This window comes from Bacillus kwashiorkori, from assembly GCF_001375515.1.
In the GTDB taxonomy this organism is placed as follows: domain Bacteria; phylum Bacillota; class Bacilli; order Bacillales; family Caldibacillaceae; genus Bacillus_BK; species Bacillus_BK kwashiorkori.
The window spans coordinates 436,443-451,779 of the sequence record NZ_CTDX01000016.1; the positions used below are offsets into that span (position 1 = coordinate 436,443).

At 34.9% G+C, this 15,337-nt stretch carries 17 protein-coding genes; 16 read left to right on the plus strand and 1 reads right to left on the minus strand.

All coding sequences use genetic code 11. From position 1 onward, the window contains the following. Nucleotides 1–398: 398 nt before the first annotated feature. The 5 genes from BN1242_RS11330 (at nucleotide 399) to BN1242_RS11350 (ending at nucleotide 7,293) form a co-directional block, all read left to right on the plus strand. Nucleotides 399–2,945: a vitamin B12-dependent ribonucleotide reductase gene (locus tag BN1242_RS11330; RefSeq protein ID WP_062355937.1), complete on the plus strand. Its 2,547-nt coding sequence runs from the start codon at nucleotides 399–401 to the stop codon at nucleotides 2,943–2,945. A gap of 375 nt (nucleotides 2,946–3,320) precedes the next feature. Further along, nucleotides 3,321–3,572 (plus strand): hypothetical protein, encoded by a 252-nt coding sequence (locus BN1242_RS11335; RefSeq protein ID WP_238985052.1) that lies wholly within the window; start codon nucleotides 3,321–3,323, stop codon nucleotides 3,570–3,572. Continuing rightward, nucleotides 3,565–5,511, plus strand: a complete 1,947-nt coding sequence (locus BN1242_RS11340) for a hypothetical protein (RefSeq protein WP_062350029.1) — start codon at nucleotides 3,565–3,567, stop codon at nucleotides 5,509–5,511. The genes BN1242_RS11335 and BN1242_RS11340 overlap by 8 nt, the downstream gene beginning before the upstream one ends. 119 nt (nucleotides 5,512–5,630) lie before the next feature. Then, on the plus strand, nucleotides 5,631–6,035 hold the full coding sequence (locus BN1242_RS11345; RefSeq protein ID WP_062350030.1) for a hypothetical protein: 405 nt from the start codon (nucleotides 5,631–5,633) through the stop codon (nucleotides 6,033–6,035). 373 nt (nucleotides 6,036–6,408) lie between these two features. After that, nucleotides 6,409–7,293, plus strand: a complete 885-nt coding sequence (locus tag BN1242_RS11350; RefSeq protein WP_062355941.1) for a patatin-like phospholipase family protein — start codon at nucleotides 6,409–6,411, stop codon at nucleotides 7,291–7,293. Between the two features lie 26 nt (nucleotides 7,294–7,319). Here the strand turns inward: BN1242_RS11350 and BN1242_RS11355 are convergent, their stop codons facing one another. Beyond that, nucleotides 7,320–7,670, minus strand: coding sequence for an SA1362 family protein (locus tag BN1242_RS11355; protein WP_062355944.1), 351 nt, complete (start codon nucleotides 7,668–7,670; stop codon nucleotides 7,320–7,322). Between the two features lie 230 nt (nucleotides 7,671–7,900). On the opposite strand from BN1242_RS11355, the gene BN1242_RS11360 reads away from it, so the two are divergent. From BN1242_RS11360 to spoIIIAG, 11 genes are all read left to right on the plus strand, one after another. Beyond that, nucleotides 7,901–8,413, plus strand: coding sequence for a YqhR family membrane protein (locus BN1242_RS11360; RefSeq protein WP_062355947.1), 513 nt, complete (start codon nucleotides 7,901–7,903; stop codon nucleotides 8,411–8,413). A gap of 78 nt (nucleotides 8,414–8,491) precedes the next feature. Continuing rightward, nucleotides 8,492–8,941 (plus strand): type II 3-dehydroquinate dehydratase, encoded by a 450-nt coding sequence (gene aroQ / locus BN1242_RS11365; RefSeq protein WP_062355950.1) that lies wholly within the window; start codon nucleotides 8,492–8,494, stop codon nucleotides 8,939–8,941. Nucleotides 8,942–8,978: 37 nt separating this feature from the next. Next, entirely contained in the window at nucleotides 8,979–10,040 is a 1,062-nt protein-coding gene (locus BN1242_RS11370) for a M24 family metallopeptidase (protein ID WP_062355952.1), read from the plus strand. Between the two features lie 15 nt (nucleotides 10,041–10,055). Beyond that, nucleotides 10,056–10,613, plus strand: a complete 558-nt coding sequence (efp, locus tag BN1242_RS11375; protein ID WP_062355955.1) for an elongation factor P — start codon at nucleotides 10,056–10,058, stop codon at nucleotides 10,611–10,613. A 128-nt stretch (nucleotides 10,614–10,741) separates the two neighbouring features. Next, nucleotides 10,742–11,668 (plus strand): stage III sporulation protein AA, encoded by a 927-nt coding sequence (gene spoIIIAA, locus BN1242_RS11380; protein WP_062357031.1) that lies wholly within the window; start codon nucleotides 10,742–10,744, stop codon nucleotides 11,666–11,668. Continuing rightward, on the plus strand, nucleotides 11,665–12,180 hold the full coding sequence (spoIIIAB, locus tag BN1242_RS11385) for a stage III sporulation protein SpoIIIAB (RefSeq protein WP_062355958.1): 516 nt from the start codon (nucleotides 11,665–11,667) through the stop codon (nucleotides 12,178–12,180). Before spoIIIAA ends, spoIIIAB begins: the two co-directional genes overlap by 4 nt. A gap of 39 nt (nucleotides 12,181–12,219) precedes the next feature. Then, nucleotides 12,220–12,426, plus strand: a complete 207-nt coding sequence (gene spoIIIAC / locus BN1242_RS11390) for a stage III sporulation protein AC (RefSeq protein ID WP_062355961.1) — start codon at nucleotides 12,220–12,222, stop codon at nucleotides 12,424–12,426. Nucleotides 12,427–12,444: 18 nt separating this feature from the next. Further along, the gene (gene spoIIIAD, locus BN1242_RS11395; RefSeq protein ID WP_072136192.1) at nucleotides 12,445–12,828 is read left to right on the plus strand and encodes a stage III sporulation protein AD; all 384 of its coding nucleotides are present in this window, start codon (nucleotides 12,445–12,447) and stop codon (nucleotides 12,826–12,828) included. Between the two features lie 45 nt (nucleotides 12,829–12,873). After that, nucleotides 12,874–14,058: a stage III sporulation protein AE gene (gene spoIIIAE / locus BN1242_RS11400; protein WP_062355968.1), complete on the plus strand. Its 1,185-nt coding sequence runs from the start codon at nucleotides 12,874–12,876 to the stop codon at nucleotides 14,056–14,058. A gap of 18 nt (nucleotides 14,059–14,076) precedes the next feature. After that, on the plus strand, nucleotides 14,077–14,694 hold the full coding sequence (gene spoIIIAF, locus BN1242_RS11405; RefSeq protein ID WP_062355971.1) for a stage III sporulation protein AF: 618 nt from the start codon (nucleotides 14,077–14,079) through the stop codon (nucleotides 14,692–14,694). Then, nucleotides 14,687–15,337 (plus strand): stage III sporulation protein AG, encoded by a 651-nt coding sequence (gene spoIIIAG, locus BN1242_RS11410; RefSeq protein WP_062355974.1) that lies wholly within the window; start codon nucleotides 14,687–14,689, stop codon nucleotides 15,335–15,337. Before spoIIIAF ends, spoIIIAG begins: the two co-directional genes overlap by 8 nt.

A 15,337-nucleotide genomic window follows, 5' to 3' on the forward strand; every position in this document is an offset into this window, starting at 1 on the left:
ACTTTTGTCTAATAATTATTCGTTTTTTCTGTTATTTTATTCAACACCTATTGTACGTAAGCAAACGAAAGTGTAAATGTTTCCCAACGTTCACATTAGTAAATTTTCCATTGATTGAAGTTCCACTTTATTTTCTATTCTATCTCTGATAAAATTAACTCTTGTTTAGTGTAAAAAAGGGTTATAAACATATAAACTTATAGATGAAAATTTGTTGTTTTTTGTCGAAAGAGCTTGACAAATATCGACATATTCGTTCCATTATTTCAATATGTTGTATGTCGAAAAATAATACAACACAATATATTGAATTAAATTATATTCTATGATAAGGTAAAACTAATTTAATAGACATCAAGATTTACTAACAGGTGATGATAGTTAAAGGAGATGAATGTATGGTAGTGACAGTTAATGAAAAACCAAAAATCGATGCTAAAAAGTTGAATGAGGCCATTCGGTTATTCCCCCAAGTTCATCCGATAACAGCTGATATGAAGACCACTTTTAAAGGTGTTTCTAGACTTGTAATGTTAGACCGTTATTCTTTCAAAGATACCGAAAAAATTACGTTAACAAACGGTGATTTTGTCGTATTGACTATTAAAGAAGATCCAAAATTTCCAGCGAGAGGATTAGGCTACATACTAGATATTGACTGGGAAGCAAAAAAAGCTACTGTTTTAGTAGATAGTGAATATCGCGGTTCACTAGACAATGAAGAGGAACAAAAAGCGGGTATTATTGTTCGTTCACTAGATGTTATTGAAAAACCGCTGGAGATTTATTACGAACAAATTGCGAAAAGAAATGCTTTAGGTCTTGCTGAAGTAGAAACAACTCCAGAAAAACAACAAGAATGGTTTGAAAAGTTTTACGAAGAACTAGTAAGTTTGAACTTTATACCAGCCGGTCGGGTCCTTTATGGTGCTGGCGCTGGAACAGAAGTAACTTACTTTAATTGTTACGTAATGCCATTTGTTCGTGACTCACGAGAAGGAATTTCCGAACACCGTAAGCAAGTAATGGAAATTATGAGTCGTGGTGGAGGTGTAGGAACGAATGGATCGACTTTAAGACCGAGAAATACATTAGCAAGAGGCGTGAATGGTAAATCTAGTGGTTCCGTTTCTTGGCTTGATGATATAGCCAAATTAACTCATCTAGTCGAACAAGGTGGATCTCGTCGTGGCGCACAGATGATTATGCTGTCAAGTTGGCATCCTGATATTATCGAATTCATAATCTCTAAAATGCAAAACCCAAAAATTTTGCGGTTCTTAATTGAAAATACAGAGGATGAGCAAATTAAAAAACTTGCAGAAGAGAAATTGAAATTTATCCCGCTAAAAGAACAAGAACGGATTATGTATGAGGGAATTCTTCGTTATAAAAATATTCCAGGTTCCGGTGGATTTACGGAAGAAGTGATCCAAGAAGCAGAAGAAAAGCTTCGTGACGGTGGGCGTTATGAAGTTCATAATCCAGAATTTTTAACGGGTGCGAATATATCTGTTTGTATAACAAATGATTTCATGCTAGCTGTGGAAAATAATGGCGAATATGAACTGAGATTTCCTGACGTTGAATCCTATAGTCCACAAGAAATGAAAGACTATAATGAAAAGTGGCATGAAGTTGGCGATGTTCGAGAATGGGAACAAATGGGTTACCGAGTGCGGACATATCGCAAAGTGAAAGCGAAAGAATTATGGAACTTAATTAATATATGTGCAACGTATTCAGCAGAGCCAGGCATTTTCTTCATTGACAACGCTAATGAAATGACGAATGCTCGTGCTTATGGGCAAAAAGTTGTCGCAACAAATCCTTGTGGCGAGCAGCCGCTAGCACCATACTCTGTTTGTAATTTAGCTGCTATCAATTTAGCAAATATGGTAGACAAAGAAACAAAACAAGTTGATTTTGCTAAATTGCAACAAACAGTTAGAATCGGGGTAAGGATGCAAGATAATGTTATTAATGCAACACCTTATTTCTTAGAAGAAAATAAACGTCAAGCCCTTGGCGAACGCCGTGTTGGTCTAGGTGTTATGGGTCTTGCCGATTTACTTATCTATTGTGAAAAAGAATACGGTGCAAAAGAAGGTAATGAACTCGTTGATAAAGTTTTTGAAGTAATTGCGACAACGGCATATCGGACATCCGTTGAGCTAGCTAAGGAAAAAGGTAGTTTTCCATATTTAGTTGGTGAAACAGCGGAAGAAACGAATCGTTTAAGACAAGCATTTATTGAAACTGGCTACATGAAAAAAATGCCAGAAGATATTAGAATGTCCATTTTAGAAAATGGAATTCGTAATTCCCACTTATTAACAGTGGCTCCTACTGGATCTACTGGTACGATGGTTGGGGTTTCAACCGGATTAGAACCATATTTCTCCTTTACTTATTACAGAAGTGGCCGCTTAGGAAAATTTATTGAAGTAAAGGCGGATATTGTTCAAGAATATTTAGATAAAAATCCTAATATTACATCTGATGAGTTACCACAATGGTTTGTAACCGCAATGGAACTGGCACCAGAAGCACATGCGGATGTTCAATGTGTTATTCAACGTTGGATTGATAGTTCTATTAGTAAAACTGTTAATGCCCCTAAAGGATATGCTGTTGAACAAGTTCAAAAGGTTTATGAACGTCTATATAAGGGCGGAGCAAAAGGTGGTACAGTATATGTCGATGGTAGCCGTGATGCACAAGTTTTAACATTAAAAGCGGACGAAAGTGCATCGGTAAAAGAAAAACAAGAAGAACCAATCGTTATGCTTGTTGACACGATTCAAGATTTACGATCAACAGATGTAACAATAGGTTCAGAAATTGGTAATACATGCCCAGTTTGTCGCAAAGGAAAAGTAAAAGAACATGGTGGTTGTAACACATGTGACAATTGCGGTGCCCAACTTAAATGTGGACTTTAAAAGTATAGTACCAATTAAAAGCAATAGTTTTTGTGTAATGTCAAATCGGTAAAAAAAGCTGTATCGTTACAATGAAAGTCATACTGTATTAAAAAATGGCATTGTTACGCCCCTTTAGAAAATTTTCTAACGGGTTCACTTTAGAGGTGCAAAAAGGCAAAAGAACAATTAAAAACACATTGGAATTCACGACTGAATTCTAATGTGTTTTTATTTGTTATAATATCAATGTTTACTGATAAATATTTTACTTATTCACACCTAAATTCGCATACAAAATCACATATATGGAAATAATTATTGTAGGGTATGTGAATTGAGTGAGATTAACCGTGTGAATTGAAATGTGAATTTAAAATGGAGGTGAATAACCGTATGTCAATGAAGTTTATCGAGCCTAAAAATAAAAGAGCTGAAAAAGTGAATTGGAAGATATCTGAACGAACCCGTTCTATTGTGAAATACTATGCGGAATATACAGAGTTTACCGAAGAGGAAATTGTTGATGAGTTCTTGCTAAATATCTTGAACGATAAGAAATTTCTCGAATGGGTCAAAAGTAAACGCTATAACAAGCGGATTTTAGCTCAAATCTTTGAAATGGAGGGAGACGAAAGAATTGGCTAAACTTAAACGGTTAGCTACTGCATTAGATGATGTAGTTAAAATTATTGAACCTGTTTCATCAGATGAATTGTTGGACAGACATCTTGATTATCCAATACTGAGTCCGAGACATTTCTCGCAAAAGTACAATAAATTATTTGAGCCCGTTGAGTTTATGTTTAACAATCAAACTCATACAATTCAGTTCAATTATTGTGTTAATCCATATTGTTTGTGGTTCGGACAACCCCAAAAGAGATTTGAAGAAATCAAGCATAAACCGAGTCGATATAAACTTAGTAGTAAAGGGAAAGGCAGAAATGATGTGATTGTTTGTAATTCGAATCATGAACCTTATCCAGATAGGATTACACATAACTGTACGGTTACCCCTCTCTCCAATTGGTCCGTAGCCGAAGAAATCAAGCGGTTAGCTACGATGGACACTGTGATGGATATTGAACCAGACTATGTTTTTCATAGAGAAGGGTGTTCGAATGAAGATGTTACGCCATTCATAAATCAAAAATCATTTTACCAAAGAGGGACAAGTAGTGGTGGCTCCAAAAAGTGGCAATGTAAAGAATGTAAGAAAATAACCAATGTTCTTCCGAATAGAGAACAGAAATTTACCTACCACCAAAAGAAGAATGACATATTACCGACGTTTGCTAAAATGCTTCTCAATCGGATGCCAGTAAGTAGAACCTGCGAAGCATTGGATATTTCGCCAAAGACTTATTATCACAAATTGGAATGGCTATATCGTAGATGTCTTGAGTTTTTAGAACGACACGAGCAAAAACCATTAAAAACAATGGAATTCAAGTCCCTGTGGTTAAATACGGATAAACTGATTTACAATTTAAACAATGTTCGAAAAAAGGGGCACGGAGGTCTTCGATACGATAACTTGGAAGATAAGTTGATGCAAACGCATATAGTAGTGACGGGAGATATTGATTCAGGCTATATATTTCGATCTGATGTGGCTTATGATTGGAGGGTTAGTTTGGAAGATATTCACCGTGATACACTTTACTACAAGGAAGACCATCTGTATGGATTTTCAAGAAAAAACGCGCGGCTGCGCTTTTCTCATTCACCCCAACCACCAACAGAAAAGGATAACGAAACCGATTTTGAATATCAATTATCATTTAATGAATTTTATAAAAGAACAAAGTATATTGATGGACTTCATACTAATTCAAATTATACTGCGATCGCCCATCTTTGGTTGATTAAACAAACTCTACATTCGGAGAATTGGCGGTTTGTATCAGATGAAGATGAGACTATCATGAAGGCTATCTACCGTTCATTTAATGATGAGTTTCTTTCGGGTAATGCCCATCATTTTCTATGCAAAGTAGATCGTGATAAGGATCTCCCAGATGCATATAAGGAACATATCGAGGCAGCCTCTATGTTGAAGGACTGGGGCGAACGAAATGGATTTCATAAAATGTCGCAAAGCAAATTGGCAACATTAAAAGTTATTTCTGAATTGCAAGCGCTCCCTTTATATAAAACTCTATCAGACGGAATCCAGACCTATAAAGTTTGGGCTAAAAATCCAATTGAACATCCCCTGCCTCCATCGGATAAAGGATATTTTTCTGTTGATTGTACAACAGACATAAGTTCATATTCGGATGAACATGTCGCAAATATGCTTTTGAAGGTCAGCGATAGACCTACAAACAATTTTATGCAGGTCATTCGAAGGAGGTTATCAATCTTAGAAAGACCATTGGTAACAGCAAGAGGTGGTGGAAAAAGTTATATCTATGCAAACTTTAATCCAAAGTATGCTCAAATGTCTTTAACCATTTTGCGAACATACTACAATTTCTGTTTAGCTAGTAAAACTAAAGGAATCAATAAAACACCTGCTCAGCAATTAGGTCTGACAGACAAACAGTTTACGATAAATGATATACTCTATTTTAAATAAATAAGAGGATTTTATTTTGCGACTATTCATCTTATTGTGGTAATATTATTATAAGTCAACAAAGTGAGACTGGTTTATTAGTTAAAATAAGTTTAACGTAAAGCGAAGGGGGATTATAAATGGAGGTTAAATTAGTTGAGAATCCAGAATGGAAAAGAAGTGCAATTATATGGTTTATTTTTTCTGCAATACAATTTTGGGGCGCTATAAATTACAACTCGATTTTATTTCTCATAGCTGGAATACTAGCTGTTGCTTCGGGAATAAGGTTTTTAACAAAAATGACTAGTCTTATCTATTTCACCCTAAGAAATGAAGTATTAACTATACACCTCAGAAGATTACCTTTAGGCGATAAGAGAATAAATTATAGCGATATAAATAAATGTGAAGTATTGGAAAAAGAAATATTGTTACACTTAAAAAATGGTCGTATTATTAAACTAAGAAAGGACTGGATATCTTACGATGACCTATCTAAAGTTAAAAAGGAACTAAGAGAACATTCAATAACCGTTAGTTAAATAATTCGAATAACCGTACTCAAAATACGAGTTGTAAAAAGGCTTAGAAATTTTTCTAAGCCTTTTAGTGTGATTAATAATGTGAACTTTGTTGTGAAAATACCGCGAAATACATTGTGATTAACTATGTGAATTAGTACTTTGCACCTCAAAAGTAAACCCGTTAAAAATTTTCTAGAGGGGTGTTTTTTTGTGCCAAAAAGAAAACGAATAAATCGAATTGTTAATAAATTCGAATGTCACTAGCGACAGTTACTTTAATTTATCTAACACACACTACCATAAGATTTTACCGATTAATTTCATATCTTTCGTATATAACCGAGCTAACGATATTAAATATTAATGAGAGGATTAGTGAAGGAGGGGTATGATGAATGTAGACGGGGTTTTTTCAGGTGGAGGTATTAAAGGAATTGCCTTAATTGGCGCTTGCGAAGCGCTGGAAAATCGGGGAATACAATTTAGTCGGGTAGCTGGAACGAGCGCAGGAGCTATAATTGCCAGTTTAATAGTCGCTGGTTACAGTGCAAAAGAAATTTATGACGAGCTAAACAAGATAGAACTATCGACACTATTGGATGAACGGAAAAATCTAATACCTGTACGAATTTTAAAATGGCTCCCACTCTATTGGCGATTAGGATTGTACAAAGGACAAGCGCTTGAAGAATGGCTAAAGAGACTACTTGCATCACGAGGCATTCAAACATTTGGTGATATATCACCAGGGAGACTCCGAATCATTGCTTCAGACTTGACTAATGGGAAAATGTTAATTTTACCTGATGACTTACATAAATATGATATCCCTTATGAAAATTTTTCTGTAGCAAAAGCAATTCGAATGAGTTGCAGTTTGCCTTATTTTTTTGAACCTGTACGGTTGCGTACTCAAAAAGGTGAAGTAATTGTAGTAGACGGAGGTGTACTTAGTAATTTTCCAATGTGGCTATTTGATAAAGAAAACGTAAAAAAAATAAGACCAGTGATTGGTATAAAACTAAGTCCCCACTTTAGTGATAGTGAACCAAAAAAAATAAAAAATGCTTTTCAAATGTTCGAAGCTCTTTTTACAACAATGAAAGATGCCCACGATACAAGATATATATCAAGAAAACATGTTAAAGATATTATATTTATCCCAACGGAAGGGATACTTACGACTGAATTTTCATTAACAAACGAGAAAAAAAAGGCCCTCCTTCAAGTAGGTAGAGAAGAGACCGAACGTTTTTTAAAAACATGGACATATTAACTTGAACAACAATTATAGCGCTATGATTAATGTAAGGCACGATTCTTCTTTTTTCCTTTATTCCCTTCAATTACTGTTAAGTGGGAAATATCCCGCTTTTTTATTGCGCTTTTTCCCTTGATTGTCGTTTTTCTTTTATGTTGATACTTTTTTTTAGAAGCTTTTGCAGCTTTTATAAAAGATCTTTGTTCTTTTCGAGAAGTAGGGTTTGAATTCATGAGCGTATTGAGAATGAAAACCATTATCCCGATAATAATAAGTGAAGATACGACCATACTTATGAGCCTACTAGGATTTTCCATTAAAGTGAATATAAATCCGATAACCGCTAACCCGATAATTACATAAATAATGATGGAAGATGTTTTCCGATTCATTATGCCACCTCCTAAAAGCATCTTGAGCAAGAAAATGTATTTTTAAACTTATTAAAAGAAAAAATCAATGAAAAATATGAAGCAGATATATAAAATCATTCCAATCAAAATGAACTATCATTTCTCTCCATATATTTTACCAAATAATGATAAGGAACCTCTATTAATATATTTCAGTTTCTACGTAAGAACTTAATAAACAAGGATATACTATTTTTGAGGTGAATAATATGGAAACTGGAAAATTAGAACAAAATCAACATCAAAAACCGATGTCAAGTAAAGCTAACACTGCGATTACTGGATTTATTGGTGGCTTTTTTTGGAGTATGATCGGCTATGTAGCTTATTATTTTCATTTTACAGACATAAGACCAAATATTGTCCTTGAACCATGGGCTATTGGTGCGTGGAAACATAGTTGGCTAGGAGTTGTAATCTCATTTTTTGTCATTGGTATATTTGGGATGGTTGCAGCATTCCTCTACTATTTTTTATTAAAAAAATTTACTTCTATATGGGTTAGTGTTGGGTTTGGTATAGCTTTGTTTGCTCTTGTTTTTTTCATTATTAATCCGCTTTTTCCTAGCTTAAATAATTTTTCAGAACTAAAGCGTAATACAATTATTACGAGTGCATGCCTTTATATTTTATATGGTGTATTTGTCGGTTACTCGATTTCTTATGAACATAATCAGCATCAACGGCCTGGAGGTAAAGAAAAACAGACAAAATCCGTTTAATAGTAGTTACAAAATAGCCAAGTATGATAAAATAACTTTATGCAACTTTTTTCAAGATTTGGCTAAAGAGGGTTTTATATGAAGAAAATTTTGCTATTAAATGGTCCTAATTTAAATTTGTTAGGGAAACGGGAACCACAAGTCTACGGCAGTGAAACATTAGCACATATCGAAGCACGCTTGAAAAGAATAGCTGCCACTTACCAAATGGAATTAATACATAAGCAGTCCAACCATGAAGGGGTATTAATTGATGAACTGCATGAAGCGAATCAATTACAGTATGGTGGGGTTATTTTTAATCCTGGTGCTTATACCCATTATAGTTATGCGCTTTTAGACGCGGTAACAGCGATAAATATCCCAGTTATTGAAGTTCATCTTTCTAATATCCATGCTCGGGAATCATTTCGGCATCATTCGGTTATCGCACCTGCAGTAAAAGGACAAATAGTTGGACTTGGAGTATATGGTTATGAATTAGCCCTATTAGCGCTGACGAAATTGTTGGATGAACAGTGGGGGTAAGAAAAGTTGTGATGTTATTTTTATAAAGGAGTGGGTTTTGATGAAGTTAGAAAAATTAAGAAACGAGTTTTCCAGTCTAGGAATTGATGCTCTATTTGTAACTAGTGCTTATAATCGCAGATATTTGTCAAACTTTACTGGGACATCAGGTGCAGTTTTGATTAGCGAAGAAAATGCATATTTTATTACAGATTTTCGCTATGTAGAACAAGCGAAAAAACAAGCAGTTGGATTTGAAATCGTTCAACATTCTGGTTCAATTCTTGCAGAAGTGAATCGATTATGTAATGAAAACGGATTGAAAAAACTTGGTTTTGAAGAAAATGATGTGTCCTTTTCCCTTTATAAAACAATGGAAAAGGAGATTTCTGCACGGTTGATTCCTGTCTCCAGTACTGTGGAAAAATTGCGCTTGATTAAAACAGAAGATGAGATTAAGATAATAAAGGTGGCAGCAGATATTGCCGATGCAGCATACAAACATATCCTTGAATTTGTCCAACCAGGAATGTCAGAACTAGAAGTTTCCAACGAGTTAGAATTTTTTATGAGAAGAAGTGGTGCAACATCATCTTCATTTGATACAATTGTGGCTTCCGGGATTCGCTCAGCTCTACCACATGGAGTAGCAAGCGAAAAAATTATTGAAAAAGGCGATATGATCACTTTAGACTTCGGTGCTTATTATAACGGCTACGTTTCAGATATTACTCGGACATTTGCAATCGGTGAGCCAGCTAGTGAACTAAAAGAAATATACCAAATCGTGTTAGATGCACAATTAAAAGGTGTGGAGCAAATCCGTGCTGGAATAACAGGCAAACAGGCAGATGCAATTTGTCGTGACTACATAACAGAAAAGGGCTACGGTGAGTACTTTGGTCATTCAACTGGGCACGGAATCGGCTTAGAAATTCATGAAGGTCCAGCCCTTTCATTTAAATCAGATATCGTGCTTGAAAAAGGTATGGTTGTTACGTGTGAACCAGGAATTTATATTCCAAATCTTGGTGGTGTAAGAATTGAGGATGACATTCTTCTTACAGAAACTGGTAATGAATTGCTGACACATTCGACGAAAGAACTCATTATTTTGTAATTTAGGAGGAATACAATGATTTCGGTTAATGATTTTAAAACAGGCTTAACGATTGAAGTGGATGGAGACATTTACCGAGTAATGGACTTCCAACACGTAAAACCTGGTAAAGGTGCAGCGTTTGTTCGTTCTAAGTTAAGAAACTTACGTACGGGTGGTATTCAAGAAAGAACATTCCGTGCTGGTGAAAAAGTAGAAAAAGCGCAAATTGATAATCGGACGATGCAATATTTATATGCTAGTGGGGATTCTCACGTATTCATGGACACACAATCATATGAACAAGTGGAACTTCCTTCTAGTCAAATAGAATATGAATTAAATTTCCTGCAAGAAAATATGGAAGTACATATTATGATGTTCCAAGGTGAAACACTTGGAATTGAACTACCTAATACCGTTACATTAGAAGTTATTGATACAGAACCAGGTATTAAAGGTGATACTGCATCAGGCGGATCAAAACCAGCAAAATTAGAAACTGGTCTAATCGTGCAAGTACCATTTTTCATCAATACTGGTGATAAATTAATTATTAATACTTCGGAAGGTACGTACGTATCCCGGGCATAAATAAAATAACTACTTTTTTAGGACCTCGATGAAGAGGTTCTTTTTTTTTGTCATACTTTAAAGAATATAACAATACATTTAAAAGTGAGAAAAGCTTTGATTGGAAAAGTGAAGGGCGGATACCAATGATGGAATCAATATTATCTTTTCTACCATCGAAAATAAAAGAACAACTTAACTACATTCCAAAGACTATTCAACAAAATATTGAAGAAGTCCGAGTAAGAATTAATCGTCCAATAGAAATTATTACGAAGGAAAAAACTTACTATTTGCCATACATCATTAATACCCATGATAGTGAACAACTATTAAATAAAATTAGTCATCATTCCCTTTACACGTTAGAGGAAGAATTAAAACGCGGGTTTATCACAGTAGAAGGTGGCCACCGGATTGGTTTAGCTGGAAAAGTGATCTTAGAAAATGGACAAGTAAAAGCAATTAGGCAAATTTCTTCATTCAATATTCGCTTGGCAAAGGAAGTTGTTGGCATCGGGGATGAACTAGTACCTTATTTATTTGATAAACAATGGCAACATACGATGATTATCGGTCCACCACAAACTGGGAAAACAACGCTTTTAAGAGACATCGCAAGAATTATAACGACAGGTGTAAAAGAAAAAAACATCCCAGCTCTGAAGGTAGGAATTGTCGATGAACGTTCGGAAATTGCCGGTTGTGTTAATGGTATTCCCCAAATGACGTTCGGAGTAAGAGTGGACATTTTAGATGCTTGTCCAAAAGCGGAAGGAATGATGATGATGATTCGTTCCATGAGCCCGGACGTGTTAGTAGTAGATGAAATTGGCAGAAAGGAAGATAGCGAAGCGATATTGGAGGCGATGCATGCGGGAATTCGCCTTGTAATGACTACCCATGGAAATTCTTTTGCCGATTTGAAAAAACGCCCAACTTTACAACCGATATTAGAACAAAAAGTTTTTGATAGATTTATTGAACTTTCTAGAAAAAATGGGCCTGGGACAATTGCCAATATTAAAGACAAGAATGGGATGGAAATAGTGAGAAAAGTGAGTGTTCGGACATGATGAAGATTATCGGTGCAGTTTTTATTATCGGTGCAACGAGTTGGATCGGGTTTGAGGCGGCAAGACAATTATCAGAAAGAGCAAAACAATTACGCTTATTAAAGTCTGCATTACAAAGCTTGGAAGCTGAAATTATGTTTGGCCATGCCCCACTTCATGAAGCTTCACGTCGAATTGCAAAACAACTAAAAGAACCGTTATCACAAATATTCGGAAAATTTTCGACGTATTTGTTAGAACAGGAATTGACAGCAAAAGAAGCATGGGATTTAAGCTTGATCAATACGTGGAACGAGACAGCAATGAAACAAGAGGAGTTAGAAATTTTACACCAATTTGGAGAAACACTCGGAAAGCATGACTTAATTCAACAGCAGAAACAAATCCGACTAGCATTGACGCATTTAGAAAGACAAGAAACGGAAGCAAGAGAAAAACAATTAATATATGGAAAAATGATGAAAAGTTTAGGATTTTTATCTGGATTACTGCTCGTACTTTTGCTAGTTTAGCAAAAATCATGTTGTCGGTACAGTTGGGAGGATAAGAGAATGGGTATTGATGTCGATGTAATTTTCAAAATAGCTGGAGTTGGAATCGTAGTAGCTTTTTTACACACCATATTAGATCAAGTTGGCAAAAAAGAATATGCCCAATGGGTTACATTATTTGGTTTTATTTATATATTATTTCAAGTAGCATCTATTGTTGAAAATTTATTTCAAAAAATTAAATCGGTCTTTTTATTTAGTAGCTAGGAGGGGTTAGCAATTGAAATTTTACAAATAGTTGGTACCGGCTTAATTGCTGCCTTCCTCGCCTTAATTATAAAAGAACAAAAACCAAATATTGCCTTTTTACTAACGGTATTTACCGGTTGTGTTATTTTCTTATTTTTAATCGACCAAATTTACGTTGTTGTTCAAATGGTGGAGAGGCTAGCAATTAATGCAAAAGTGAATTTAGTTTACGTGGAAACGATCTTGAAAATCATTGGAATTGCCTATATTGTTGAGTTTGCTTCACAAATAACGAAAGATGCAGGCCAAGGATCTATTGCTTCAAAAATCGAGTTAGCAGGGAAAATAATTATTCTTGCGATGGCAGTCCCTATCCTGACAGTACTAATTGAAATGGTTCTTCAAATGATTCCTTCATAGACATGTAATAAATTTTGTTATGAAACGGGCTAAAGAGGTGAAAAGATGAAGCAGCGATTCCTCCTATTAATAACGTTGAGTTTGTTATTTTTCTGGACAAGCAATGTGCAGGCAGAAACATCGGAATCAGAAGAACAAACACCGTTAAATATCGTCGAAGAACAAATCGATAACCTTGATTTAAGTGAAATTCAACGGTTTTGGAATGAAATAACGGAAGAATACGGTGGTTTTTTTCCAAATAGTGAAAAAGGCAGTTTAGTAGACTATATAAAAGCAGCTGGTGATTTTTCTTTCAAAGAATGGCTTTTAGGCATTTTGAAATTCATTTTCCATGAATTAATAGAAAATGGGAAATTAATCGGTTCACTAATAATGTTAACGATTTTCAGTATGTTTTTACAATCGTTGCACAATTCTTTTGAAAAAAGCTCTATAAGTAAAATCGCTTACTCCATTGTTTTTATGGTTCTTATGATTATTGCATTAAATAGCTTTCATATTGCGATTAACTACGCAAGCCATGCCATTGAAAATATGATTCACTTTACTTTAGCTTTTATCCCACTTTTGCTCGCATTGATTGCGACTAGTGGAGGAATTGTATCAGCAAGTTTTTTCCATCCAGTCATTTTATTTCTAACAAATATTAGTGGTGTTTTCGTAAATCATATCGTCTTACCATTATTATTTTTATCGGCATTATTAAGTATCGTTAGTACGTTAACAGAACATTACAAGGCAACACAATTAGCACAACTTTTAAGAAATTGGAGTATCGGACTTCTCGGTATATTTATGACGGTTTTTTTAAGTGTCGTATCTATTCAAGGAACGACCACAGCTGTAGCAGACGGTGTCGCCATCAAAACAGCAAAATTTGTAACAGGTAATTTTATTCCAGTTGTAGGCAGAATGTTTACGGATGCAGCAGATACGGTAATTAGTGCATCTGCCTTATTAAAAAATACGATTGGGATTGCAGGGGTTGGCATATTACTAGTGTTAATGCTCTTCCCAGCAATAAAAATATTAATGATTGCCTTTATTTATAAATTTTCAGCAGCGCTACTACAACCACTTGGAGGAGGTCCGATTATTACTTGCTTAGATGTCATTTCCAAATGTGTCATTTATTTATTTGCAGCACTGGGGATTGTTTCCATTATGTTCTTTTTAAGTTTAACAGTCATTATTATGGCAGGGAATTTAACAATGATGGTTAGATAAATCAAAGTAGGTGGAAGGATGGAGTTTTTATCTAGTTGGATTGGCAATGTTTTAATGTTTATATTACTAGCTGTCATCGTAGAAATGTTACTTCCACAATCAAATATACAAAAATATGTAAAAATGGTTCTTGGATTATTATTGATTGTTATCATACTAACACCTATTTTTCAAATATTTTCTGTAGACGTGAATACTTTGTTAAATCAAGTAGCTAATTCTTCCAATGAACAAAATTTTCAACTAGAAAATTCAATAGAAAATAAGAAAAAAGAAATACAAGCCACTCAAGATGCATATATTTTAGAACAAGCAGCTTATCAATTAAGAGAAATAGTGGAAAAGGAGTTGATAGAGGAGTTTGGCTTAACATTTCAAGATATTCAAATTGTGTTAAATAATATGGATGGGGACTTTCCGGAAAATTTAAAACATATTTCAGTCCGGTTAAAAGAGTATAAAGACTCTAATGAAATTGAAGAAGTGCAAGAAGTGCTCGTTACTATGGATCAAAAGCCGAGTAATAATGATGACCAGTTAATAACTGCCGTCGCAACATTTCTTTCATCACGATGGGATATAGCAAAAGAGACGGTGAATATTTCTATTGAAAGGGGGAGGGCAGTTAATGAATGAAGAAAAGGGACCATTAACTTCCATAAAGAAATGGCTCAATCAAACGAATAATTCCCAAAATGATAAGCTGAACAAAAAACACTATTTACTACTAGTGCTGGTCATAGGAATAGCCTTTATGCTCTTTAGCAGTTTTATCAACAATGATCAAGATGACAAACAATTGCCTGTCACCTCCAATGAATCGGCTGAAGATCGAGATGTTGAAGTTTTTGGAAAGTCTAAAGATACCGATTTTAATACGATGGCAGAATATGAAAGGTATTATGAAAACTCGATAAAGGAAGCGTTAGAGTCAATTGTTGGAGTCGAGGATGTAACTGTCGTTGTAAATGTTGATTCAACAGAGAAGAAAGTGTATGAGAAGAATAAAATTCAGAAGAACCAAACTACTGATGAAACCGATGCTAACGGTGGAAAACGTAAAGTAGAAGATCGTACAACAGAAGAACAAATGGTCATTATCCGTGAAGCGGAAAAAGAAATACCGTTAGTCAGTGAGACAAAGAAACCAAATATTCGGGGTGTCCTTGTCGTTGCCAAAGGAGCAGAAAATATTGCGGTGAAAAAAATGATTATTGAGGCTGTAATGCGGGTGCTAGATGTTCCGAGCCATCGCGTATCCGTTTTAGCGAAAAAATAG

Bases quoted from the DNA above. Each gene is read 5' to 3' on its own strand.
- BN1242_RS11330 (WP_062355937.1), top strand. From the start codon at position 399: ATGGTAGTGACAGTTAATGAAAAACCAAAAATCGATGCTAAAAAGTTG.
- BN1242_RS11335 (WP_238985052.1), top strand. From the start codon at position 3,321: ATGTCAATGAAGTTTATCGAGCCTAAAAATAAAAGAGCTGAAAAAGTG.
- BN1242_RS11345 (WP_062350030.1), top strand. From the start codon at position 5,631: ATGGAGGTTAAATTAGTTGAGAATCCAGAATGGAAAAGAAGTGCAATT.
- BN1242_RS11350 (WP_062355941.1), top strand. From the start codon at position 6,409: ATGAATGTAGACGGGGTTTTTTCAGGTGGAGGTATTAAAGGAATTGCC.
- BN1242_RS11355 (WP_062355944.1), bottom strand. From the start codon at position 7,670: ATGAATCGGAAAACATCTTCCATCATTATTTATGTAATTATCGGGTTA.
- BN1242_RS11360 (WP_062355947.1), top strand. From the start codon at position 7,901: ATGGAAACTGGAAAATTAGAACAAAATCAACATCAAAAACCGATGTCA.
- aroQ (WP_062355950.1), top strand. From the start codon at position 8,492: ATGAAGAAAATTTTGCTATTAAATGGTCCTAATTTAAATTTGTTAGGG.
- efp (WP_062355955.1), top strand. From the start codon at position 10,056: ATGATTTCGGTTAATGATTTTAAAACAGGCTTAACGATTGAAGTGGAT.
- spoIIIAA (WP_062357031.1), top strand. From the start codon at position 10,742: ATGGAATCAATATTATCTTTTCTACCATCGAAAATAAAAGAACAACTT.
- spoIIIAB (WP_062355958.1), top strand. From the start codon at position 11,665: ATGATGAAGATTATCGGTGCAGTTTTTATTATCGGTGCAACGAGTTGG.
- spoIIIAC (WP_062355961.1), top strand. From the start codon at position 12,220: ATGGGTATTGATGTCGATGTAATTTTCAAAATAGCTGGAGTTGGAATC.
- spoIIIAE (WP_062355968.1), top strand. From the start codon at position 12,874: ATGAAGCAGCGATTCCTCCTATTAATAACGTTGAGTTTGTTATTTTTC.
- spoIIIAF (WP_062355971.1), top strand. From the start codon at position 14,077: ATGGAGTTTTTATCTAGTTGGATTGGCAATGTTTTAATGTTTATATTA.
- spoIIIAG (WP_062355974.1), top strand. From the start codon at position 14,687: ATGAATGAAGAAAAGGGACCATTAACTTCCATAAAGAAATGGCTCAAT.